General features: G+C 62.9%; 23 protein-coding genes. 18 read left to right on the top strand and 5 right to left on the bottom strand.

All coding sequences use genetic code 11. The annotated features are described in order from the left end of the window. The first annotated feature begins 162 nt into the window (after positions 1-162). The 12 genes from AYX22_RS21260 to AYX22_RS21205 all read left to right on the top strand — a co-directional run bounded on the left by AYX22_RS21260 (position 163) and on the right by AYX22_RS21205 (position 10,750). Positions 163-1,563, top strand: a complete 1,401-nt coding sequence (locus AYX22_RS21260) for an L-serine ammonia-lyase (RefSeq protein WP_207595439.1) — start codon at positions 163-165, stop codon at positions 1,561-1,563. Between the two features lie 23 nt (positions 1,564-1,586). Next, the gene (gene lipA, locus AYX22_RS21255) at positions 1,587-2,609 is read left to right on the top strand and encodes a lipoyl synthase (protein ID WP_207595438.1); all 1,023 of its coding nucleotides are present in this window, start codon (positions 1,587-1,589) and stop codon (positions 2,607-2,609) included. A gap of 444 nt (positions 2,610-3,053) precedes the next feature. After that, complete coding sequence (locus AYX22_RS21250; RefSeq protein ID WP_207595437.1) at positions 3,054-3,509, top strand: hypothetical protein; 456 nt, start codon at positions 3,054-3,056, stop codon at positions 3,507-3,509. Positions 3,510-3,599: 90 nt separating this feature from the next. After that, positions 3,600-4,448, top strand: a complete 849-nt coding sequence (locus tag AYX22_RS21245; protein WP_207595436.1) for a hypothetical protein — start codon at positions 3,600-3,602, stop codon at positions 4,446-4,448. Between the two features lies 1 nt (position 4,449). Further along, positions 4,450-4,965, top strand: coding sequence for a hypothetical protein (locus AYX22_RS21240; RefSeq protein ID WP_207595435.1), 516 nt, complete (start codon positions 4,450-4,452; stop codon positions 4,963-4,965). A gap of 26 nt (positions 4,966-4,991) precedes the next feature. After that, positions 4,992-6,248 (top strand): Ig-like domain-containing protein, encoded by a 1,257-nt coding sequence (locus AYX22_RS21235; RefSeq protein WP_242703442.1) that lies wholly within the window; start codon positions 4,992-4,994, stop codon positions 6,246-6,248. A gap of 169 nt (positions 6,249-6,417) precedes the next feature. Beyond that, on the top strand, positions 6,418-7,482 hold the full coding sequence (locus tag AYX22_RS21230; protein ID WP_207595433.1) for an FUSC family protein: 1,065 nt from the start codon (positions 6,418-6,420) through the stop codon (positions 7,480-7,482). A gap of 86 nt (positions 7,483-7,568) precedes the next feature. Beyond that, positions 7,569-8,090, top strand: a complete 522-nt coding sequence (locus tag AYX22_RS21225) for a MarR family transcriptional regulator (RefSeq protein WP_242703441.1) — start codon at positions 7,569-7,571, stop codon at positions 8,088-8,090. Between the two features lie 57 nt (positions 8,091-8,147). After that, positions 8,148-8,549, top strand: coding sequence for a hypothetical protein (locus AYX22_RS21220; protein ID WP_207595431.1), 402 nt, complete (start codon positions 8,148-8,150; stop codon positions 8,547-8,549). Continuing rightward, positions 8,546-9,469: a serine/threonine-protein kinase gene (locus AYX22_RS21215; protein WP_207595430.1), complete on the top strand. Its 924-nt coding sequence runs from the start codon at positions 8,546-8,548 to the stop codon at positions 9,467-9,469. The genes AYX22_RS21220 and AYX22_RS21215 overlap by 4 nt, the downstream gene beginning before the upstream one ends. 72 nt (positions 9,470-9,541) lie before the next feature. Beyond that, positions 9,542-9,802, top strand: a complete 261-nt coding sequence (locus tag AYX22_RS21210; protein WP_207595429.1) for a GlsB/YeaQ/YmgE family stress response membrane protein — start codon at positions 9,542-9,544, stop codon at positions 9,800-9,802. Positions 9,803-10,153: 351 nt separating this feature from the next. Further along, on the top strand, positions 10,154-10,750 hold the full coding sequence (locus tag AYX22_RS21205; protein WP_242703440.1) for a VTT domain-containing protein: 597 nt from the start codon (positions 10,154-10,156) through the stop codon (positions 10,748-10,750). 33 nt (positions 10,751-10,783) lie between these two features. Here AYX22_RS21205 and cls read toward each other — a convergent pair whose 3' ends face one another. Genes cls through AYX22_RS21190 form a run of 3 tightly spaced genes read right to left on the bottom strand, consistent with a single transcriptional unit; the run spans position 10,784 to position 13,743 of the window. Further along, positions 10,784-12,250 carry a cardiolipin synthase gene (gene cls / locus AYX22_RS21200; RefSeq protein ID WP_207595428.1) on the bottom strand — a complete coding sequence of 489 codons (1,467 nt, stop codon included), beginning with the start codon at positions 12,248-12,250 and terminating at the stop codon, positions 10,784-10,786. 6 nt (positions 12,251-12,256) lie between these two features. Further along, complete coding sequence (locus AYX22_RS21195; RefSeq protein WP_207595427.1) at positions 12,257-13,321, bottom strand: AI-2E family transporter; 1,065 nt, start codon at positions 13,319-13,321, stop codon at positions 12,257-12,259. Positions 13,322-13,365: 44 nt separating this feature from the next. Continuing rightward, positions 13,366-13,743 carry an SHOCT domain-containing protein gene (locus AYX22_RS21190; protein ID WP_207595426.1) on the bottom strand — a complete coding sequence of 126 codons (378 nt, stop codon included), beginning with the start codon at positions 13,741-13,743 and terminating at the stop codon, positions 13,366-13,368. Between the two features lie 434 nt (positions 13,744-14,177). Here AYX22_RS21190 and AYX22_RS21185 point away from each other — a divergent pair, with 434 nt between their 5' ends. After that, positions 14,178-15,305 carry a hypothetical protein gene (locus tag AYX22_RS21185; protein ID WP_242703439.1) on the top strand — a complete coding sequence of 376 codons (1,128 nt, stop codon included), beginning with the start codon at positions 14,178-14,180 and terminating at the stop codon, positions 15,303-15,305. A 19-nt stretch (positions 15,306-15,324) separates the two neighbouring features. Here the strand turns inward: AYX22_RS21185 and AYX22_RS21180 are convergent, their stop codons facing one another. Then, on the bottom strand, positions 15,325-16,080 hold the full coding sequence (locus tag AYX22_RS21180) for a ZIP family zinc transporter (protein ID WP_207595425.1): 756 nt from the start codon (positions 16,078-16,080) through the stop codon (positions 15,325-15,327). 216 nt (positions 16,081-16,296) lie between these two features. Here AYX22_RS21180 and AYX22_RS21175 point away from each other — a divergent pair, with 216 nt between their 5' ends. The 3 genes from AYX22_RS21175 (at position 16,297) to AYX22_RS21165 (ending at position 17,779) form a co-directional block, all read left to right on the top strand. Next, positions 16,297-16,905, top strand: coding sequence for a TasA family protein (locus AYX22_RS21175; protein WP_242703438.1), 609 nt, complete (start codon positions 16,297-16,299; stop codon positions 16,903-16,905). A 306-nt stretch (positions 16,906-17,211) separates the two neighbouring features. Beyond that, positions 17,212-17,355: a hypothetical protein gene (locus tag AYX22_RS21170; protein ID WP_207595423.1), complete on the top strand. Its 144-nt coding sequence runs from the start codon at positions 17,212-17,214 to the stop codon at positions 17,353-17,355. Then, the gene (locus AYX22_RS21165; protein ID WP_242703437.1) at positions 17,348-17,779 is read left to right on the top strand and encodes an Hpt domain-containing protein; all 432 of its coding nucleotides are present in this window, start codon (positions 17,348-17,350) and stop codon (positions 17,777-17,779) included. Before AYX22_RS21170 ends, AYX22_RS21165 begins: the two co-directional genes overlap by 8 nt. 62 nt (positions 17,780-17,841) lie before the next feature. Here AYX22_RS21165 and AYX22_RS21160 read toward each other — a convergent pair whose 3' ends face one another. Further along, positions 17,842-19,125 carry an aromatic acid/H+ symport family MFS transporter gene (locus AYX22_RS21160; protein WP_207595422.1) on the bottom strand — a complete coding sequence of 428 codons (1,284 nt, stop codon included), beginning with the start codon at positions 19,123-19,125 and terminating at the stop codon, positions 17,842-17,844. A gap of 245 nt (positions 19,126-19,370) precedes the next feature. Between AYX22_RS21160 and AYX22_RS21155 the strand changes: the two genes are divergently transcribed. Beyond that, complete coding sequence (locus tag AYX22_RS21155) at positions 19,371-20,111, top strand: IclR family transcriptional regulator (RefSeq protein WP_207595421.1); 741 nt, start codon at positions 19,371-19,373, stop codon at positions 20,109-20,111. 117 nt (positions 20,112-20,228) lie between these two features. Then, positions 20,229-21,416, top strand: coding sequence for a 4-hydroxybenzoate 3-monooxygenase (locus AYX22_RS21150; RefSeq protein ID WP_207595420.1), 1,188 nt, complete (start codon positions 20,229-20,231; stop codon positions 21,414-21,416). The last annotated feature ends 56 nt before the right edge of the window (positions 21,417-21,472 follow it).

Genomic DNA, 21,472 nt, shown 5'->3' with positions numbered 1-21,472 from the left:
CTCGTTGGTGTTTTGTCCGATTCAGGGGGTTGCTGCGGGACGTGCCGTTCGCGCGGCATGTTGTGCAGCGAAGCCCCGAATCGGCGAAGGGGGGTTTGGGGTCCGTTCCGTTTGTTGGGGGCGGGGCGGGTTCAATGTCGTTTTACTAGTGAGGAAATAGCCATGGCCGTTGGGGTCTTCGATCTGTTCTCTGTAGGCATTGGGCCGTCGAGCTCTCATACTGTGGGGCCGATGCGTGCCGGGGCGGTGTTTGCCCGTGAGCTACGTGAATCCGGTGACCTTGAATCCATTGCCGGTTTGCGGGTTGATCTGTACGGATCGTTGGCCGCCACCGGTAAGGGGCACGGCACCTTCACTGCTGTCCTGCTGGGGCTGGAAGGATACGACCCCGAGGAGATCCTTCCTGACGAGGTGGAGGAGCGGTTGGCTTCCATTGCTGAGACGGGGAAGCTCAACCTGGCCGGCGGGAAGCTCCTCGACTATGCGGTGGAGGATATGGTGTTGCATCCGTTGACGGTGTTGCCGCGGCATACGAACGGGATGAAGTTCGCCGTGGCCGACGCTGAGGGAAACACCTTGCGGGAGGCGACGTTCTTTTCGGTCGGTGGCGGGTTCATTGTCCGTGAGGGTGAGGAGAACGCTGCACAGCAGGAGTTGGAGGAGTCGAAGAAGGAGTTGCCGTTGCCGTTCCGGACGGCGGCGGAGTTGTTGGGCCGGTGTGCGTCCAAGGGTTTGGGGATCAGCGACATCATGTTCATCAATGAGCGGGCGTCCCGGTCGGAGGAGGAGATCCGGGAGGGTTTGCTGCATATCTGGCATGTGATGGAAGCCTGTGTTGAAACGAGTTTGAAGCGTGAGGGTGTGTTGCCCGGTGGGTTGAGGGTCCGGCGTCGTGCTCCTGACTGGTTGGAGCGGCTGCTGAAGGAGGACAAGGACCGGAACGATCCGAAGTATTGGCAGGAGTGGGTGAACCTGATCGCCCTGGCCGTCAATGAGGAGAACGCCTCGGGTGGCCGGGTGGTCACGGCGCCGACCAATGGTGCTGCGGGGATCATTCCGGCGGTGCTGTATTACGCGTTGAATTATGCCCCGGGCATGGATCAGGCCTCCCAGGAGGATCGGGATGATGTGGTGGTGAAGTTCCTGCTCACTGCCGGTGCTGTGGGTGTGTTGTACAAGGAACAGGCCTCCATTTCGGGGGCTGAGGTGGGCTGCCAGGGTGAGGTGGGGTCGGCGTCGTCGATGGCTGCTGCCGGGTTGGCTGAGGTGATGGGTGGTACGCCGGGTCAGGTGGAGAACGCCGCGGAGATCGCGATGGAACACAACCTGGGGCTGACGTGTGATCCGATCGGTGGGTTGGTGCAGATTCCGTGTATTGAGCGGAACGCGATCGCGGCGGCGAAGGCTATCAACGCCGCGAAGATGGCGTTGTGGGGTGATGGGACGCACCGGGTGTCCCTGGATGAGGTGATCGTGACCATGCGGGAAACGGGCAAGGACATGTCCCATAAGTACAAGGAAACCGCGATGGGCGGCCTCGCCGTCAACGTCGTCGAATGCTGAACAACCAACAAGGGAAGAAACTCATGACACTGGCACCTGAAGGCCGTAAGTTGCTGCGTGTTGAGCAGCGTAACTCGGCGGTCCCGGTTGAACGCAAGCCCGAGTGGATCAAGGCTAAGGTCCAGATGGGTCCTGAGTTCGTCCAGCTCAAGAACCTGGTGAAGAAGGAAGGCCTGCACACTGTGTGTGAAGAGGCCGGCTGCCCGAACATTTTTGAGTGCTGGGAAGACAAGGAAGCGACGTTCCTGATCGGCGGGTCCGAGTGCACCCGGCGGTGTGATTTCTGCCAGATCGATACCGGCAAGCCGTCCCCTGTGGACATGTTCGAACCCACCAAGGTGGCCCGATCGGTGCAGGCGATGCAGTTGCGCTACGCCACCGTCACCGGTGTGGCCCGTGATGACCTGGCCGATGAGGGTGTGTGGTTGTACGCCGAAACGGTCCGGAAGATCCACGAACTGAACCCGGGCACCGGGGTGGAGTTGCTGATCCCGGATTTCTCCGGCAAGCCGGAGCACATCGCGGCGATCTGTGATTCCAAGCCCGAGGTGTTCGCGCACAACGTCGAGACCGTGCCGAGGATTTTCAAGCGGATCCGTCCGGCGTTCCGGTACGAGCGGTCCCTTGATGTCATCACGCAGGGCCGTGATTTGGGCATGGTGACCAAGTCCAACCTGATCCTGGGCATGGGCGAGACCCGGGAGGAAATCTCCGAGGCCCTGCGTGACTTGCACGCGGCCGGGTGTGATTTGATCACGATCACCCAGTACCTGCGCCCGTCCGAGCGGCACTTGCCGGTGGACCGGTGGGTCAAGCCGCAGGAGTTCGTGGATCTCCAGCACGAGGCCGAGGAGATCGGGTTCCTTGGTGTGATGTCGGGTCCGTTGGTGCGGTCCTCGTACCGGGCCGGGCGCCTCTGGGCCACCGCGATGCGGAAGAAGGGCCGGGACATCCCCGCCCACCTCGCCCACATTGCCGAGGGTATCCAGGACTCGGGCACCACCCGCCAGGAAGCCTCCACCATCCTCGCCGCCCACCCGCGTTGAAATCTCCGTCGGTTGCCTCCCCGGGAGCGGCCGGCCGCCGTCGGGCCTTAAGTAATGAAGCGGTGAGTATCGAACACCAGCGCAGTTTTTGCTCAAGACGGGCACAATGTTCGCGCACCGAAGCCAAGGTCAGGACGATTGCGGCGAAATTCAGCGGTGCCCACTCCTTGGACATGCCCGGGGAAGGCGAGTACCCACAGCCCCGCCATGACTGAGGTCTCGGCCGGGGGACCAAGTAGCGCGGGTTCAAAAACTGAGTAATGGCATCGCGAAGGTGGGTATTTTTCGCCCGCTGTTCGAAGGAAAAGAGGCGTACCCGGAAACGTAGCCACGGGCCCGCGCTTGGTTGAACCATTGGGACATCGCTTCATCCGACAACAACGGCCGGATGCTGGGGGTTGCGACGCGGCTCCCCGGGACGTAGATCAACCAAGGAGTCTTATCATGCGCAAGCTTTCCAAGAAGAGCCGGGTAACCGCAGCCGTCGCAGGCGTGGCATTGGTAGCAGTAGGTGGCGGAGCCGCGTACGCCTACTGGACCACCACCGGTTCGGGCAACGGCACTGCGACCAACTCGGCCGGCGGCGGAACCGTCACGCTGCACGCTACGTTCAACGGCGGACTGGCACCGGGTAACCAAGTCGATGTGGCGTACACCGCCGACAACTCCACGTCGTCGAGCACCGTCGTCGGCGCCCTCAGCGCCAACGTCACCACCGACGTCGCCGGATGTCTTCCAGCCTGGTTTGAGGTCACTGCCGCCACCAGCAACAGCCCGGTCGCAGCCAACAGCACAGGGACGTCCGTGGGCAGCGGCGTGCTGAAGTTCAACGACAGCACCACGGTCAACCAAGATGCCTGCAAGGGTGCAGTCGTCACGGTCAACGTCACCAGCCTGTAGCCCCTGACCGCCGGGGACCACCTCGCGAGTGGTGGTCCCCGGCCTCCGTCTTTCTGCCCGCAGTACCGAACACGTCCGAAAAGAGCTTCCATGGACCACCGGCCACAGCGAACGACGCCGTTCCGCAAAGCACGAGTGCCACTCCGTGCGCTGATACTGGCGCTGGTGGTAGCCCTCGTCCCTGTGGCGGCCCTCGCGGCAAGCAGCGGGCAGGGCGCATCCCAAGGTGCCCCAGCCAAGGTTTCCAAAGGGATTGTGGTCACGCTGTCTCCCTCAAGCCGGACACTGGACCAGGGGCAGTCCACCACGTATACCGTGTCGGCCACGTCCACGGGAGGCTTCACGGGAACCGTCACATTCGCCACCAGCGGGTTGCCCACCGGAGCGGTAGCGGCGTGGCAACCGTCGTCGGTGGTCCTCACCTCCGGAAGCACGGCGCAAGTGACCATGACAGTGCAGACGGCCCCCTCGACACCCGCCGGTAAGGCGGATTTCACGGTGAAGGGCAGCAGCGGTTCAGTGCAGGCTTCCGCGCCGGCGCAACTCCAAATCCTGGAGGTCAAGAGGACGTTTGACGTTTCGGGCTCGGTGGACGGATTGCTTGCGCCGGGAATCACCCGGCCGATGAATCTCCAGATCTCCAACTCCAACAACAAGAGCATCGCGGTGACCAACCTGACCGTGGCTATCAGCCGGGTGGTTCGAACCCCCGCGGCAGTCGCTGCCAATCTGGCCTGCACCACGGCGGACTACAAGATCACCCAATATTCGGGAACGTATCCGCTGACGGTTGCACCCGGCACCCGCACACTGTCGGAGCTGGGCGTGCCGGAATCCAAGCGACCACAAATTGCCATGCTCGACACATCCAAGCTCCAGGACGGTTGCAAAGGCGCGACCCTCCAGCTCGCATACTCCGGCACGGGACAGGCGAACTGACATGAAGACGACAGTCCGAATTCCCCGTATTCCCGGCAAGGGACGCCTGGCGCGAACTGCGGCTGCCACCGTGGCCCTCTGCATCCTCGGTGGTGCGGGTTCCGCCTATGCCTACTGGGTTACCACCGGAACCGGCAGCGGCTCAGCAACGAATGGCACCATGCAGGCCGTCACGGTGGACGCACTCGTCCCGGGCGATACCCTGCAGACCAGTTTGGTCCCCGGTGGGACTGCTGATGTCATCCTCCGCGCCACCAACCCCAATGCCCACCCCGTGACCATCTACGGTTTCGCGGCCAACGGCCCTGTGACAGCTGATGCGGCCCACCCCGGCTGCACCACGACGGGAGTGACCTTCACGCCTCCGCCGACACCCTTGGCGCCGGCAGTAACCATCCAGCCGAACACCTCCATCCAGCTCACGCTTGGCAATGCGGCCAGCATGAGTGCGGCGTCGGTGTCCGCCTGCCAAGGCGCTGCATTCGATGTTCCCGTCATTCTGGAGGTACGGAAGTGAGCCGGCTTCGTCAGACCAAAGGCAGGGTGGCGTCTTCGCCCGCCACCCTCGGGCGCTGGAACAGGATCGTCGTGATTGTCCTCGGAATATTCCTGGTTTCCTGGGGAGGGCCGGCTGCCAGCGCTTTCTGGGGTTCGGTCAGCAGCGGATTCGGGGCAGCCAAGGCCGACGCCGTAGCACAGGGCGCCAAGCCCACCACAGCCGTATCCGGAACCAGCGTGACGGTCACCTGGACTGCAAGCACGACGGCGGCAGGACGGCCCGTGACCGGCTACAGTATCGCCCGCTATGGTTCCGCGACCGGTGGCACTAAGGTCGCTGCCACCGGAACCTGCGGGACTTCGGTCGTAGGGCTGAGCTGCGTTGAGTCCAGTGTCCCCGCCGGAACCTGGTATTACACGGTGACTCCCACGCTTTCGCTGTGGCAGGGGACTGAAAGTGTGCGAAGCACGGCCACGACCCCCGTCACGGACACAACTGCACCTCTGGCACCCCTCGTCACGGCACTTCAGATGATTCATCAGGGCAACGCCGCCAATGTGCCTGTCAGTGGCACGGCCGAAGCCAATTCATCGGTTGTCCTGACCGTCAGTGGCACTGGCTCTGCTCCGATCACCCAGACGATCATCACCAACAGTTCGGGCAGTTGGACCGCAACTCCGGTTGATGTCAGGGTCTTCACTGACGGAACCATCAACTACTCGGCCCGGGCTACGGATGCGGCAGGCAACACCGGCGCCGCGGGAACGGCCTCGTCCAACAAGGATGTCTCATCGCCGACGGTGACCGGCGTCCAGTTGACCAACGGCGGCCTCGCAGGAGTCGTGGATAAGGGCGACAAGGTAACGCTGACCTTCTCGGAGCCTTTGAACGCCAACACCATCTGCAGTGCCTGGAACAGCAGCAGCACCGGCACCCAGACGCAATCCGGCAACGGAAGCAGCCAGGTGGTGGTGAACATCAGTTCCGGCAGCGTCCTCACGGTGACGGGTGCAGGTTGCCAGACGCTGAGGATCGGTAGCGTGGCCCTTGGCGGCGACTACACCTCCACAGTCCTGACGTTCGCCGGAAACAACGCCGCAGGATCAATCCTCCAGTGGAATCCGGCAGCGGGGGCGCGAACACTCACCATCACGCTGGGTGAGGGAACCGCAGGTACCAAGACAGTTCCTGCGACACTTCCACTCCCGACGCCGACCTACACCCCGGCCTCCGGACTGACCGACATAGCCAGCAACCCGTTGGTGGTCACCACAGTGCCGGGAACCCCCTCGCGGTTCTAACGCAGCACCCCGGAGCCCTTGGACAGATAATGCCCCTTATCACGCGTGATGAGGGGCACTATCTGTCCACAATCCCGGAGTAGCCCAGCGGCCGGGGCGTAACCTTGAGACGGACGCCAGCGCCGTCGTCGTACGTTTTGATCCTTGCGACGAAAGGCGAGCCGCCCCCTTGAAGGCTGTAGCGGAAATTTTCACGATGGGTCCTGGAAACAAGGACCACCATCCCGCCCTCCGCTGCGCCGTAGGTGTGTTTGTTCCGCTGATCACGCTGACGCTGATCGGACGCCTGGACCTGGCAGTGTTTGCCTCGTTCGGAGCCTTCACAGGAATTTATGGCCGCAACGAGCCCCACAGCATCCGCTTCCGCAGCCAGTTGCGCGCCGGCGGCTTCATGCTTTTCATCATTCTCCTTGCCACTCTCATTGCCCGCTTTGCGCAGAGCACGGGGCTGGAAGGTGCCGCATATTCGTGGTTGCTGACGGCTGCGACCACCATTGTGGCCGGCGTGTGCTCCGTTGTGGTGGCTGCCTGGCGGCTCCGTCCGGGCGGTTCGCTCTTTCACATCTTTGCGTTTGCTGCCATCGCGTCCATCGCCGCCCAACCGCCTCTGTGGGAAGCGATGCTGGTATCGCTTCTGACCACTGTTTTTTGCCTCCTGATTGGCATGTCGTCCCGCGTCGTCAAGAGCCACCGGACACCGTGGAAACGTCCGCCTCCCATCCGTCACACCGAGGCCGAGCGGCGGGCGATCTGGCTGGAAGGCGGCGGTTACCTGATTGCTGCGGGCCTTGCGGGGACCATCGCGACGCTGGTGGGGGAGCGGCTCGGGTTCGGGCACACCTACTGGGCGATGGTTGCGGCCGTGGTTCCGCTGGTGGGCCACTCGACGCGCCACCGCGTGAGCCGCGGCATCCAAAGGATCGCAGGAACGGTGATCGGGCTGGTGCTGCTGGCCGGCATCCTGTTGCTCAACCCGGCGCCCTGGGCCATGGTCCTGGTGATCGCGGCGTGCCAGTTCGGCGCGGAAATGTTCATCGCCCGGCAGTACCTGGTGGCACAGGTCTTCGTGACTCCGCTCGCGTTGATTGCCACGTTGTTGGCGGCGCCGGTGGATCCTGCTTTGCTCCTCCGGGACCGCATCATCGAGACGGTCATTGGTGCCGCCGTCGGCGTCGCAGTGGTGGTGGCCCCGGCGGTCTGGCGGCGGGTGCGCGGGGGATTGTCCAGGGCCTGAGCGGGTTGACGTCAGCGGTGCGGCAAGTTATCGCCTAGGATCGATTGGTTAGACAAGCGAGATACATGTCTACCAAAGGACTGGTGATGAGCGACAAAAGTGAACGTCAGGGCTATTGGTACGGGCTGGAGAGCCGTAAGCAGATGGGCGCAGTGGACGTCCTGAATGCACTCAGGGACTATCGCTCCGCCGAGGCTGATATGCGCCGCCGAACGCGCGCCTCCATGGGAATGGGCGAAACCGATCTTCTAGCCTTGCGCTACCTCCTTGAAGCCGAGCGGGCCGGGCGCGATGTGGGACCCAAGGAGTTGGCCGTCCGTCTCGGTGTGACGTCGGCGTCCATGACCTCCCTGGTGGACCGCTTGGTCAGGTCCGGCTACGTGAGCCGGGAACCGCATCCAACCGATCGGCGGGCCCTCATTCTGCGGCCGACCCCGGGTTCTGACCAGGAGGTTCGCGGCACTTTGGGGGACATGCATGCGCGGATGATGGAGGCCGCGGAAACCCTAAGCGCAGAAGACGCCGCCGTGGTGGTGGAGTTCCTCCGGCGCATGCGCGCAGCCATTGACAGCGTCGCAACCCCTGACGTCCCGGCTGGACATAATTGATAAGTACACATATAACTAGATAGCCAAGCTACTTACTAGTGAATGTGTGGGAAGACGATGACAGTCGCGCTGCGTGAACCAAGTTCCACACCAGTGGCTGAGAATGACGTGCACGTTGTTACGGACCAGGTAATTCCCGTGGGACCAGTGCATTGCGGGGCGCACATGGCCATATCCGCCGGACCATCCCATGACGCCATGAAGTGGGTTTCGGTAGAGCCCATCTGGCCGGAGTGGGCCTGCGGGTGCGGCTTCCGCATGGACATCGACGCCATTGATCCCGTGAGTGGGGTCTGGATCGCTGCGCTTCGCCGCCAGAGTCTCCAGCATGAACTCGCTATCTCCCAGAACACCCTTGCCTTGGCCTTCAGGAAGGCCGTTGACGCTGGAGTCAACCCCCAGGCGCTTGCGGAGGTGGCCGGCGTTCCGGCCGCCGAGATCGAAACACTCCTGGCGTGACCACGCTTGACGTTGCGGCCGTCCGCCTTGATCGCGGGGCCGGGTGTTCAAGCATGGCGCAGCCAGGTGCAGTCCAACCAAGTGCAGCCCAGCCAAGTGCAGCAGTGCTCGGCGGACGGTACCGTCTGGGCGGTCGGCTGGGGGGCGGCTCGGAAGCCTACGTCAATGAGGCCCTCGACCTCCGCACAGGAAAGCACGTGGCCGTGAAGATCTTCCGGGCAACGGATCCCTCCACAACGGACCTCGCCAAGGACTCGCCCTTCCGCCGCGAGGTGGACATCCATAGCAGGCTTCGCCACCAGAACATCGTCGCGGTGCTCGGTTCGGGCACGACGGCGGACGAGGACTCCCAGCGAAGCCGCAACTATCTGGTGATGGATCTGATGGACGGCAACGACCTCCGGTCCATCCTCCACGAGCACCCGGCCTCGCCCGAGCAGACGGTGGCGTGGATGAGCGGAATCGCCAGGGCACTCACGCATCTTCATCGCCGGGGGATCGTCCACAACGACATCAAGCCGGGCAACATCCTGGTGGATTTCCACGCGGACCCGGACGGTCCCGGGATCGCAAAGTTGACCGACTTTGGGATAGCCATCGACGGGCGCCATTCGGCGCCCAAATCGTCGTCGGGAACACCGCATTACTTGAGTCCCGAAGAGGTGTGCGGCGGCACGTCCACGTCGGCCAGTGATATCTACTCGCTGGGCTTGGTGGCACTTGAATGCCTGACCGGAACCAAAGCGTTCCCAGGCCCTCCCCTCGAGTCAATGGTTGCAAGGACTCTGGGGGAACCCCGAATTCCCGGCACGGTTCGGCGGCGCTGGTCCATGGTGCTTCATGCCATGACAGACCCCGATCCTGCCGGCAGGCCGTCTGCCAGCCAAACCGTCGGCATGCTCCGACGGCTCAGCTGGTAGCCAACAATCAGGTCGATAGCGGCATGCGTCCTTATGCCGAACTGGGTCCTACTTACGAAAGAGAGATGAAAAATGGGAATCATTGGTTGGATCGTTTTGGGTTTGATTGCTGGAGCCATCGCTAAGGCCATTAAGCCTGGCAAGCAGGGCGGCGGCTGGATCGCTACGCTGCTGCTCGGTATCGTCGGCGCAGTTCTTGGCGGTTGGATCGGCAGCGCGCTCTTCAACGTCGGCATCAATGAGTTCTGGTCGCTGTCCACATGGCTGCTCGCCATCGGCGGCGCACTGCTGGTCCTCATCATCTGGGGACTGCTTACCCGCAAGAAGGCCTAACCGCCTGATAGCCACACCGCCTGAACGCCACGAGGCCCCGACGCTGCTGCGTCGGGGCCTCGTAGCTGTCTGCGGTGCGGCGTCCAGCGGTGAAGTTCAGGGGTACGGTCAGGTGGCTGAATAGTCGAGGGCCAACTCGATGAGTGCGCCCCGGGATGTCGCCCACGAACTCGGCCAGGAACAACGCGGCAGTGGTGGAGCCGGCGTAGGGTCCGCCAAGGTTCCTTCAGTGTAGGGGTGGGACTGCGAGGATTCACCCAGTACAGGCGATCCGCGAGGCGGCCCCTGAGCGTAAGGATTGTGTTGTCCGCCGTGAGACGCTTGGGCGAAGCCCGGAAGGGGGGTTTCACCGTGCAGGCTTTCAGGGACATCATGAGCGCTGCGGATTCCGGCTGGGTCTACCCGCTCGGGGCCGTGTTCGTGGCGTTGTCCGCAGTCTTTCCACCCATTCCCACTACGTCCTTGTTTGTGGCTTTGGGGGCCCTGTCCGCCACCGACAACCTTCCCAACGGATACCTGTTGGTGGCCGCGATGCTGGCCGGAGCGGTTGCCGGTGACCTCGGTGCGTATGAATTGGTCCGGCGCCGGGACATGGCCACCTGGAAGATCCTCCAGGGCCCCCGGACGCAGAAGGCCCTGCATGCCTCCAGTGAGCGTCTATCAAAACACGCCGCATCGTGGGTCCTGACGTCCCGGTTTGTCCCGCTGGGACGGCTGACCATGAACGTAGCCAGTGCCATCACCCCGGTGCCGCGTGGCAGGTTTGTCCTCTATTCCGTCGCAGCGGGCATCCTGTGGTCCGCCTACTCTGTGGGGATTGGCGCCCTTTCAGGGCTTTTGCCGGGGCTTTCCACAGAGTTCGCCGTTGTCATCGCCATTGCCTTCTCGCTGCTGCTGGGCCGGGGAATCAGCGCCGCGGTGACGTGGTATTTGCAGTTGGACGACTGACTTATCCCGCCCGTGCTGCTGAAGAGACCCGCGCTACTGCAACGACGACGTCAGCCCGGCCAGATTGTCCAGAGCCACCTGGCCCACCGGTCGCCGCAGCCAGTCCTCCAACAGCAGCTCCGTGCTTGCTGCGCGGTAGCTGTCTTCGACCTCACGCATCCGGTCCACGATGGATCGACCATGGACCAGCACTGAGACTTCCATGTTGAGGCTGAACGAGCGGACATCCATATTGCTTGAGCCGATAACGGCGACGTCGTGGTCTATGGTGAAGTGCTTGGCGTGCAGGACCTGCGGGGCCCGGTAAAGGTAGATGCGGACGCCGGCCCGCAGCAGGACTTCATAGTAGGAACGCTGGGCGTGGTAGACCATGGCCTGGTCGCCCACTTCCGAGACGAAAAGTTCAACGCTCAAACCCCGGGACGCTGCGGTGACGATGGCCAGTTGGATGGCTTCGTCGGGCACAAAGTAGGGGCTGGTGATGCTGACGCGGTGCTCGGCCTTGTAAATGAGCGTGGTGTAGAGCTTGAGGTTGTTGTCGTTGTCAAAGCTGGGACCGCTGGGCAGGACCTGGGCGTCGATCAGCTCCGGCTCCGACCCCAGGATCACCGGTGAAGTGTCCAACGGAAGCAGGGTCTGGGATTCGCTGTACCAGTCGGTGACGAACACCGCGTTGAGCTCCCGCACCGCAGGCCCCTCCAAACGCACCATCAGCTCATGCCATTGGAGGCCGCGTCTGATGTTCCGCTTCTTGTTGTAGGAGGCATCGATCAGGTTTTGGGAGCCGGTGTAGCCCACCCTTCCATCCACCACCACCAGTTTCCGGTGGTTCCGCAGGTCCGGGCGTTGCCATTGACCCTTGAAGGGGCGCAAGGGAAGCATCGCGTGCCACTCGGCGCCCATACCGTCAAAAGCCTGCAGCATGTCCTTGTATTTGGGGTCGCCCAGTGCTGCCAGGTGGTCGAAGAGCACCCTGACCGCAACACCGCGTTGGCGGGCCCTGGCCAGGGCATCGAAGAATGGAGAAGTCGTGGGGTCCAGGGACAAAATGTAGAACTCCACATGGACGTACTCTTCAGCGGTGTCCATATCCGCGATCATGCGGTCGAAGCAACCCTTGTAGTCCTCCAGCAATTCGGCGCGGTTGCCGCCCACCATGGGCAGCGCGCCCAGCCTGAGGTTAAGTTCGACGGCGGAACGCAGCCAGGCGGGCCAGTCCTCACTGTGGCTGACTGCTGAGAGGCCAGGCGTGCGTCCAAGCATCAGCTCGTTGACGGCGCGTTGTTTGTCGCGCCGGGCCTTGGGGAGTTTGCCGCGGCCCACCAGCAGGAACGCCACCGTGCCTAAGTACGGGATGAAAATGATCGCCAGCACCCAGGCAATGGCCGACGACGGTTTCCGGTTGGCCGAAACCATCACCGCGGCAATTGATCCGAGCACGATGTGGAGCGCCAACAAGATCAAGGCGGCGGCATCGGCGTCGGGCAGTAGTCCTTGCATGCCGCGCTACTTGGCGTTCTGCTGCGGGATGACCACTTTTTTGATGATCAGCAGGATGGAAGCCGTGGTGGGGCAGGCGATCAGCGCCCCCAGCAGGCCCAGCAGCGTTCCGCCCACCATCGCGCCGATGAGCACCAGGGAACCCGGGATGCTGATCGCTTTGCCCACCACACGGGGCGTCAGGATGTAGGCCTCGATCTGCATGTAGGCCAGCATGACGAGGAAGACAACCAGCGCCGTTGAGGGAGAGGTGAAAAGTGAAACCACGGTGATGATGGCGGTGCTGATCGCGCTGCCCACCAGCGGTATGAGGGTAATGGGGAATGCCAGGACGGCGAGTACAGCGGCATACCTGACCCCGGCCACGGAAAGGAGGATGAACGTGAAGACGGCATTCAGCAATGCCAGGATCGACATGCCGCTCAGGTATTTACCCACGGAGGCAATGATTGTTTCGGAGATATCGGCGAATGATTCCCTGCGTGATGCCGGCACCAGTGCATAGAGGCTGGATTTCATGACCTCGTGTCCGGCTACGAAATAGAGGGTCAAGACCACCACGAAGACCACGGCGAAGGTCCCGTTAACTACGTTGTAGCCAACCTGGACCGCTCCGCCGCCAATGGCCAGCCAGACATTGGGATCCGCCGCCGAGGTTTCCAGCCATTCCAGCAACGGAGTCAGTGCTCCGCCCAATGAACCGTTGACGTCCCGGAACCACTCTTGTTCACTCACGGCCTCGAAACTGGACGGCAGCACCCTGACCAGCGCCGCGCCCTCCTCCACCAGGATGGGGACCACGAAACGGATCAGCACAACCACGAGCACCAGGAAGCCAACCGCTACCACGAGCACTGCGCCGCCACGTGAGAGCTTCCACCTTTCCAGCCAACGGACCAAGGGATACAGGCCCAAGGAGATGAACAAGGCCGCGAAGATCAACGTCAGCGAGTACCGCAACGTGATGACGGCCGAACCCAAAGCCAAGGCAACCAGGACACCCAATGCCGTGATCAGGCCGAATCGGAACGGCCCGGCTTCCAACAGCGGAAATGCCTTCAATCGCGTCATGCGGTCCCTTTCGGCGGTATATGGATGGTGGGCCGTCGCGCGAATCACGCCAACGCGAGCTCCTTCAGGCGGGCGTACTCCGCCTCGGTAATGTCGCCAGCGGCAAGCAGTGCTTTGGCTGATTCGATTTGTTGGGTGGGCGTCGGCGCTCCAGCAACCTCCCGGATGTAATTTTCTGCTTCCTCCACTGACTCACGGACGCGTATTTCGCTGCGAAGCGCCATACCTTTCCCGCGCATGATGACGTAGATCAGGGCCGAGATAAACGGTGCCACGAACAGGCACAGGATCCAGAGGGCTTTTACACCGCCGCCCAGGGCTTTATCGCGGAGAAGATCCGAAATGATCTGAAAGAGGAGGATCAAATAGGCAATGAAGAAGAAAGCGACAATGATGCTCCACAACGATTCCAAAAAGTTCATGGTGTCTTTCCCATCGTTCGTTCGGCCCGGGGCAGGGCCGTCGTCATCCGGCAAGGGACCCGTTCCCCGGCGGGACCACAACACCATTCTCGATTCGCCCGGACCCGCCAGCGGCAGTCTGCGCTGGATCGGCAGCGATTGGGCAGAAAGATCACCCACTAAGGGTGAGCGGAGATTGTGAGGCCCGACGACGGGCAGCTGGGCTGGGCGCCCGCTCCGGTCACAAATTCCCCATAACCTGGCCGTTGCAGTTGGCGTCAAACGGTCGGTTACGCTGCTCAAAGCCACGCACCACCGCACGTTTTAGGGTTCCAATGACGCACTCTTTACCAACTCCTCCGGCAGTTGACCTCCCAACCAAACCCAAGGTCACGCGAGGGTCGGAGCAAGCGCCCCATCACCATTCGGCAGCGGTCGCACTGGGGGCCTTCAGCATGGCGGCTGTCGTCGGGGTCTTCGCGCTGCTCGTGCACACACTCGCTCGACAGTCTCCGCGGATTGGCCCGGTTTACACGGGCTGGTCGGAAGCCGCCGCCGACTCACCGATGACTGCCCTTCGCTGGTTCCTCAGCGACATGACCGAGCCCCTGTTCTGGGCTTCGGACCTCGCCGCACTTGGCCTGCTGTCAGGGGCCGCGCTGGCATGGTGGGCCGGACGGCGGGGGAAGAGTTGGGTGGGATCGCTCACCTACGGAACCGGCCTCTGGCCGTGGGTGCTGGCGTCGGCGTCGCTGAGCTTGCTCCTATCCAACCTGGCTTTCGGGTGGATGCTCGACGACGGGTGGCAGCCCACGTTCGTGCCTTTTGTTTGCGTCGCTCCCGCCATGGTCCTTCTCTACGGGGCCGGCTGGAGGACCTGTGTCACCGGCGCCGTTCTGGGAGCAGCCACCACGACGCCCCTGGCTTTGCTGTTCATTCCGGCCTTTTCGACGCCGCTCGGCCTGCCCGTGGTGGTGGCAAACGTCCTCGCGATGTCCATTGGTTCTGTGCTGGCGTTCATGGTCGCCAGACGGTTGCCGTGGCTGGCACTGCACAAGCCGGGGCAACCGCCGGAACCGTGCCGGCCGCCGTCGGGCGTTCACGGCACCTTCCGCAACGACGCCGCGTGGGCTGCCCGCCGCGTCCTCAAGGACTTCACTGAAACGCACTTCTTCGCCAACGAGCTCGCAGCTATCGGCGTGATTCTGGCCGTCTCGGCGGCGTTCGTGCTGAACCCGGCGTTTCCGTCGTATGGAACCAACCTGTTGCCCCACATACTGTTCGCCCAGGCGCTGACCTCGGCAATCGGCGTCGTCCTCTGGCAGCGCTGGTACCGCGACGGTGGGTGGGCGGCCACCTATGCGTCCGTGGTGTCCGTGGCTCCTGCCGCCGTCCTGGCCTACGGAGGCTCGTGGTCCGCGGTGGTGGGAGGCGCTGTGCTGGGAGCAGTCCTGGCACCACCCCTTGCCCGCGTGGTTTCCGCTCGCCTGCCCGCCGGATTTCACCCGGTGATCGGCAACACGGCGGCCATGGCAGTGTCGACGGCGGTCGCCCTGCCGTTGCTGGGGCTGCTGCCGCACTAGCCTCTTTTGGCCTTCACCGTCAGCCGCCGACGTGATGGATCGTGAAGGCACTCAAGAACCCGACGGCGGCCGTCAGCCCCGTGAGGTTATGGTGCTCTTCGAAAGCCTCGGGAATCATGGTGTCCGCCAGCATGGCCAGGATTCCGCCGGCGGCGATCGCGGTGATGAACGCAATGACAGTCCCGGGGGCGTTCTCCAACGCGGTGTAGCCGATGAGCGCCGCGAGTCCGCTGAACACAGCAATGCCGGTCCACGTGCCAAAGACGTAGGCAGGGCTTCGCCCGGCCTTCTTCATGCCGGCTGTGCTGGACAAGCCCTCGGGAACATTGGAGATAAAGACGGCGGCCAGCATGGCGGGGCTCACCGCCCCGCCGGCAAGGAGGCCGACGCCGAGCACCACCGATTCGGGAATGCCGTCAATCAGCGCGCCCACGGCGATGGCCGTTCCACTGCCGGGGCTGTCCTTTTCGGACGGCTGGGGTCCGGAGGAGCGTTTCCGATGTTTGGCGCCGGCGCGAGCCAACAGAACGTTCGAGCCCACAAAAATCAGTGCACCGAGGAGGAAGCCCAAGATGGTGGGGATCAATCCCCCGCCTTGGACGGCTTCGTCCACCAGTTCGAAGGCAAGGGCTGAGATCAGGACGCCAGCGCCGAAAGCCATCACCGTGGAAACAACCTTGGGCGGGACTTTCCACAGCCAGGCAATGCCCGCGCCGAGAACCAGGGCTCCGCCTGCCAGTGTTCCCCACATCAGGGCTTGCAACCACATCGGCATTCTTGTGCCCTTTCCTTTGCCTTTCACGTGCCCCATGAGTGTTTCATATGGGGTTGGTGGGGCTGTGGTGAGTCTTGAGGTTTTCCTGAGGAACTGTTGCGGGTTTGCAGGATTAGTTCTTGATCCAGCCCCGGCACAGTAGTTCTTGTCAGCCAGAGAGGCTGGAAGAAACGGCCGGCCGGACCCGCGGTGGCCTCCCGAAAGGACCATACTCAGATGGCCATCAGCCTCAAGACCACCTCCGGCAAAATCCTCGCCTCCGTCGCACTGGTCGGCACCGCAGCCGCCGTCGCCGGCATGGGAACCTACGGTGCGTTCACTTCATCGACCTCCGCGTCACAGGCTGTCACCGCAGGTACGGTCACCATCGCCCTGGGCGCCCCCGGCCCGGCCAACACCCTCAACGTCCCCATCGCAGGACTGCTGCCCGGAGACAAGGTCGAAAAGCTCGTCACCCTGGCCAACACCGGCAACTCGGACCTGAACAACGTCACCCTCACCACCTCCGCCGGGGCCACCGGATCCCTGCTCACCACCGACGTGACCAACGGTCTGCAGCTGACCATCGAAAACTGCTCCGTGGCTTGGACCGGCACCGCAGCCCCCTACACCTGCACCGGAACCAAGAGCACCGTCCTGGCCTCCGCCCCGGTCATCACCGCCAACAAGGCCCTGGCCAACCTGACCGCACTGACGTCCGCCAAGACCGACAACCTCAAAATCACCACCGCGTTCCCCACCACCGCGAACAACGACTTCCAAGGCGCCACCTCCACCATCGCCTTCTCCTTCACCGGCACCCAGCGCACCGAAACCACCAAATAACACCCACCCGCTGACCCCCAACAGCAGCCCGCGGTAACACCGGGCAGCCAGCTGCGATTGCCGCAACAGAAACACCATCAAGCCCCGCCGGGCCTGGTCGGGCGCCCCCCTGCCCGATCAGGTCCGCCGGTATTTTCCCGGCAGCCAATATTTCCGGGCCAGCTGTACTAATGAGTACGCCGGGGTCACACCCTGGTCCTGAGCCAGCCTTGAGGACTTTCCGCAGGAAGCCGGAGCCGGGCCACGCAGGCTCCGATGCAGGCTCGCCCCGGAAGCCGATCAACACCCGGAAGGAACGCCAGGACAATGAGCACCCTCAACAGCACCCCCAGCACGGGCATCAAGGCAGCCGACGTCACTACCTGCCACATCCCGGGCGAAGACCAGCGGGTGAAAACCCAGATCATCACCACTGGCGTCCCAGAGCCCCAAGCAGCACCTGGTGAGTGACTGGCGGGCAGTGATGAGTCACGCTGAACCACACCCGACACCATCGGAATCTGTTCTGGAGGCGTGCACGCTACAGGCACTGGCTGAGGAGTTGGACGACTCTGCGCCGGCCATCAGCTTCCTCTCCACATACCTGTCCATGCTGCCGGGCAGGATCCTTAGAATCTCCACGGGCCTTTGCCTGCGCGATGCCGATGCCAGTATGGACGCGGTCTTGAGCCTCAAGATTTCCTCCGCCATGGTGGGGGCCTTGGAAACGGAAAACCAGTGCCGGGCCATTGAAATCATGATCCGGGGCGACCATTTCGATTCCGCGGTCCTGGCACTCCCCGCGCTGCAGAACTCCACGGACCGCTGCTTCGCGGAGGGTCCGCAGCTGCTCGTGAAAGCGCAAGGGTCACTGCGGCAGGGCCAAGGGCAATGAATCCCGGGCGGTGAGCGCCCGGTGGTTGGTCCCCGGCGGTGAGTCCCAGGTGGCGCAAGGAGTTAGTGGTGGGTCGGCACGGAGGTGTCGGCGGCTTTGACCTCATGCGGCACCAGGAACAACGCGGCAACGGCCAGGACACCGGCACCTGCAAAGACGTAGAAGCCTGCAGGGTAGGCGATATTCGCGGCCACCAGGGTTCCGGTCACCGCAGGACCAACGATCGCGCCCAACCTGCCGACCCCTGCAGCGAAGCCCAGTGCAGTTCCGCGGAGCCTGGCCGGGAAGAGCTGGCTGACCCAGGCATACACCAGCACCTGGGAGCTGAAGACAAAGACTCCCGTCACGAAGACGGCCGCGTTGAGCAGGAATTCGTTCTGGATCTTGACGCTGAGGATGGCCAGCAGCACCGCCGACAACCCGAACCACAGCAGCACGATCTTCTTGGTCCCATGCTTATCGGCAAGGATTCCGGCGACGAACAGCCCCGCCACGGCGCCTACATTCAGGATCAGCAACAGCGTCAGCCCGGTGCTCACGGGATATCCGGCGGCAGCCATCAGTTGCGGCAGCCACGTATTCAGCCCGTAGACCAGCAGCAGCCCCATGAAGGATGCAATGCCAATACCAACCGCCACCAGAGGATAGGGCTTCTGCAGGAGGTCGCGGAAGCCGGTCCTTGGTTTGGTACCGGCAGAATGTTCGACGGCGGCCGTCGCCTGTGCGGATCCGCCCGCCTTGGACTCGCCCTCGTTGGCAGGAGTTGCTTCCGGGAGGGATTCGGGCAACTTGGCCCACAGGAATGGCAGCAGTACCAGCCCAGCCACGCCACCGATGATGAACATGAGCCGCCAGTCGGGAACGATGAAAATGGCCAACAGAGCCGTCGATACGGCGCCCACGTGGTACCCGGTCATGGTCCGGGTGGTGGACTTTCCGGCTGATCCTGCTGGTGCGTAGTCGTTCATGTATGCCAATGCCGCCGGAAGGCAGGCGCCCAACCCTAGACCGGCCAACAGGCGGAGCAGTGAGAAGACCGCAACGTTCGGGGCGAAGGCAACGCCGATGGTGAACAGCGAGAAGCCTGCCACGCAGGCGATCAGGAGATTCCTACGGCCAAACTTGTCCGATAGCGGCGCGATGAACAGCGCCCCGAGACCAACGCCAACCAAGGAGATGGTGGCCGCGAAGGTGGCTCCGACCGCGTCGAAGCCCAGTTCACCGGTCTTGATGAGTGTGGGGATGACAGTTCCGAGAACCACGAGGTCGAAGCCGTCCAGAACCATGGCCAGCCAGCATAGCCAAACGGGCCATTGGGAGCGGCGGGCAGATGACATCGTTGGCATAGCGTCCTCGGTACTTCGTTGTTGTTGGTCTTGGCTGATCGATTCCAGAGCCAAAGAACGTTCGGTCGGTCATGAGAGTTGTATCACCGTCTGATGTTGTGTGGCACACGTTCTACCATTGAATGGAAGGCGTCTGCCGGCGTGAATGTCACCCACTCTCCACAAAGCAGGCCCCTGACCAGCAAGCAACCGCCCAGCAAGCAACCGACCAGCAAGCAACCGACCAGCAAGCAAAGGAGCGCATCGTGGCCAACTCAGCATCCGGAGATTCCGTGGTTGACCGCGTGGTGCGGGTGATAGAAGCCTTTCCTGAGGGGGTGACCTCGCTGCAATTGACCGAGTTGGCTGACCGGGCCGGGCTCCCGCTATCCTCGGCGCATCGATTGGTCCGCCAACTCTCGGAGCACGGGTTGCTGGATCTTGGTGCCGGCGGGACGGTGCGCCTGGGCCTGCGTCTGTGGGAACTCGTCAACCGCAATTCGCCTACCTTGGCCCTCCGGCAAGCTGCCATGCCCTTCATGGAGGATATCCAGCAGGTCCTGAACCAGAACGTGAACCTTGCCGTGCTGGAAGGGTGGGAGGCGCTCTTCGTGGAGCGGCTTTCGCGGAGGGGATCAGTGGCCAACCGGGCCAGGATCGCCGGAAGGATGCCTGTCCACATCTCCTCGGCAGGGCTGGCCCTGATGTCCCACCAATCACGGGAACTGCAGGCGGAGTACCTCGAACAATTCGAGGATCCATCCGGGAAGGTGACTGCCGACGTCGTGCGTCATTTCCTGGCCGAAACGGCCCAGCAAGGATACGCGCAGCTCGCGGGTGTTGTGGATCCTGACACGTGGGGCATTGCCGTTCCTGTGATGAACGGCAAGCGTCGGACCGTGGCGGCACTGGGTGTCGTGGTCCCGCTGGCTGAGATGAGGCTGCAGGCACTGGTACCCGCGCTCCAAACGGCAGCCCGCGGCATCGGACGCCAACTGGGTGATTGATGGAGCTTCCGTTCAACGGAATTGTTGTAACGCCAATCACCCGTCGCGGGCCACACTGATTCCAGATTCATCCCGCTTCAGAGCAAGCCGGGATCCGCAACGAAGCGAGGAACAACCATGGTACGCACACCCATCAGCACCCAAGTGGCCATTATGGGCGCAGGCCCCGCAGGCCTCATGCTCTCCCATTTGCTGGCCAAACAGGGCATCGAGTCCGTAGTGGTGGAGATCCGAAGCCGCAAGGACATCCAGGAGACGGTTCGCGCTGGAATTCTTGAGCACGGGACTGTGAACTTGTTGGTGGATTCCGGCGTCTCCGACCGGGTGCTTCGCGAAGGCGACCGGCACGACGGCATCGAGTTGCGGTTCAATGGCGAGAGCCACCGGATCAACTTTAAGGAACTCGTCGGCGAATCCGTGTGGCTTTACCCGCAAACTGACGTTTTCATGGACCTCGCAGCGAAGCGGGAGGCCGACGGCGGCGACGTCCGGTACAGCGTCACGGACACCACGGTTCACGACCTCGAAGGCAAGCCAAAGGTGTGGTTCACGGACGCCGACGGCCATGAATTCGAAATCCAGGCCGACTTCCTGGTGGGAGCTGACGGATCCCGCAGCCACTGCCGCTTCCAGATCCCCGAGGCCGACCGAAAGTGGTACTTCCACGAGTACCCTTTCGCATGGTTCGGGATCCTCGCCGAAGCTCCGCGCAGCGCCGACGAACTGATCTACGCCAACTCCGAGAACGGATTCGCCCTGATCAGCCAGCGCACCGAAACTGTGCAGCGTATGTACTTCCAGTGCGATCCCAAGGAAAAAGTGGCCGACTGGGATGACGAACGCATCTGGAACGAATTCCGCAAGCGCGTCAACGGCAACGGGTTTGAGCTCAAGGAAGGGCCCGTGCTGGAGAAAATGGTCCTGCCATTCCGCAGCTTCGTCCACACCCCCATGCGCTACGGCAACCTCTTCCTGGCCGGCGATGCGGCGCACACTGTTCCACCCACGGGAGCCAAGGGCCTCAACCTGGCTATCCATGACGTCAAAATGCTCTTTGAGGGCCTCGACTCCTTCTACTCCAAGGGATCCACGGCGCTGTTGGATTCGTACAGCAACCGTGCTTTGGACCGCGTATGGAAGGCCCAGCACTTCTCATACTGGATGACCTCCATGCTGCACACGGTGCCGGGTGCCGACGACTTCGACCGCGCCCGACAACTCGGTGAACTGCACTCGGTGGTGACTTCCGAGCACGCTAAGGCATACCTCGCAGAGTCTTACACAGGCTGGCCCGCCTCGCAGTAAGCCCGCGGATTTGCCGGGCGAACCGTTCAGGAAGCGCTCGACGGCGCCTCATCTCC

The organism is Arthrobacter sp. D5-1 (assembly GCF_017357425.1).
Lineage (GTDB): Bacteria > Actinomycetota > Actinomycetes > Actinomycetales > Micrococcaceae > Arthrobacter.
This window is presented reverse-complemented; position numbering and strand designations above follow the sequence as displayed.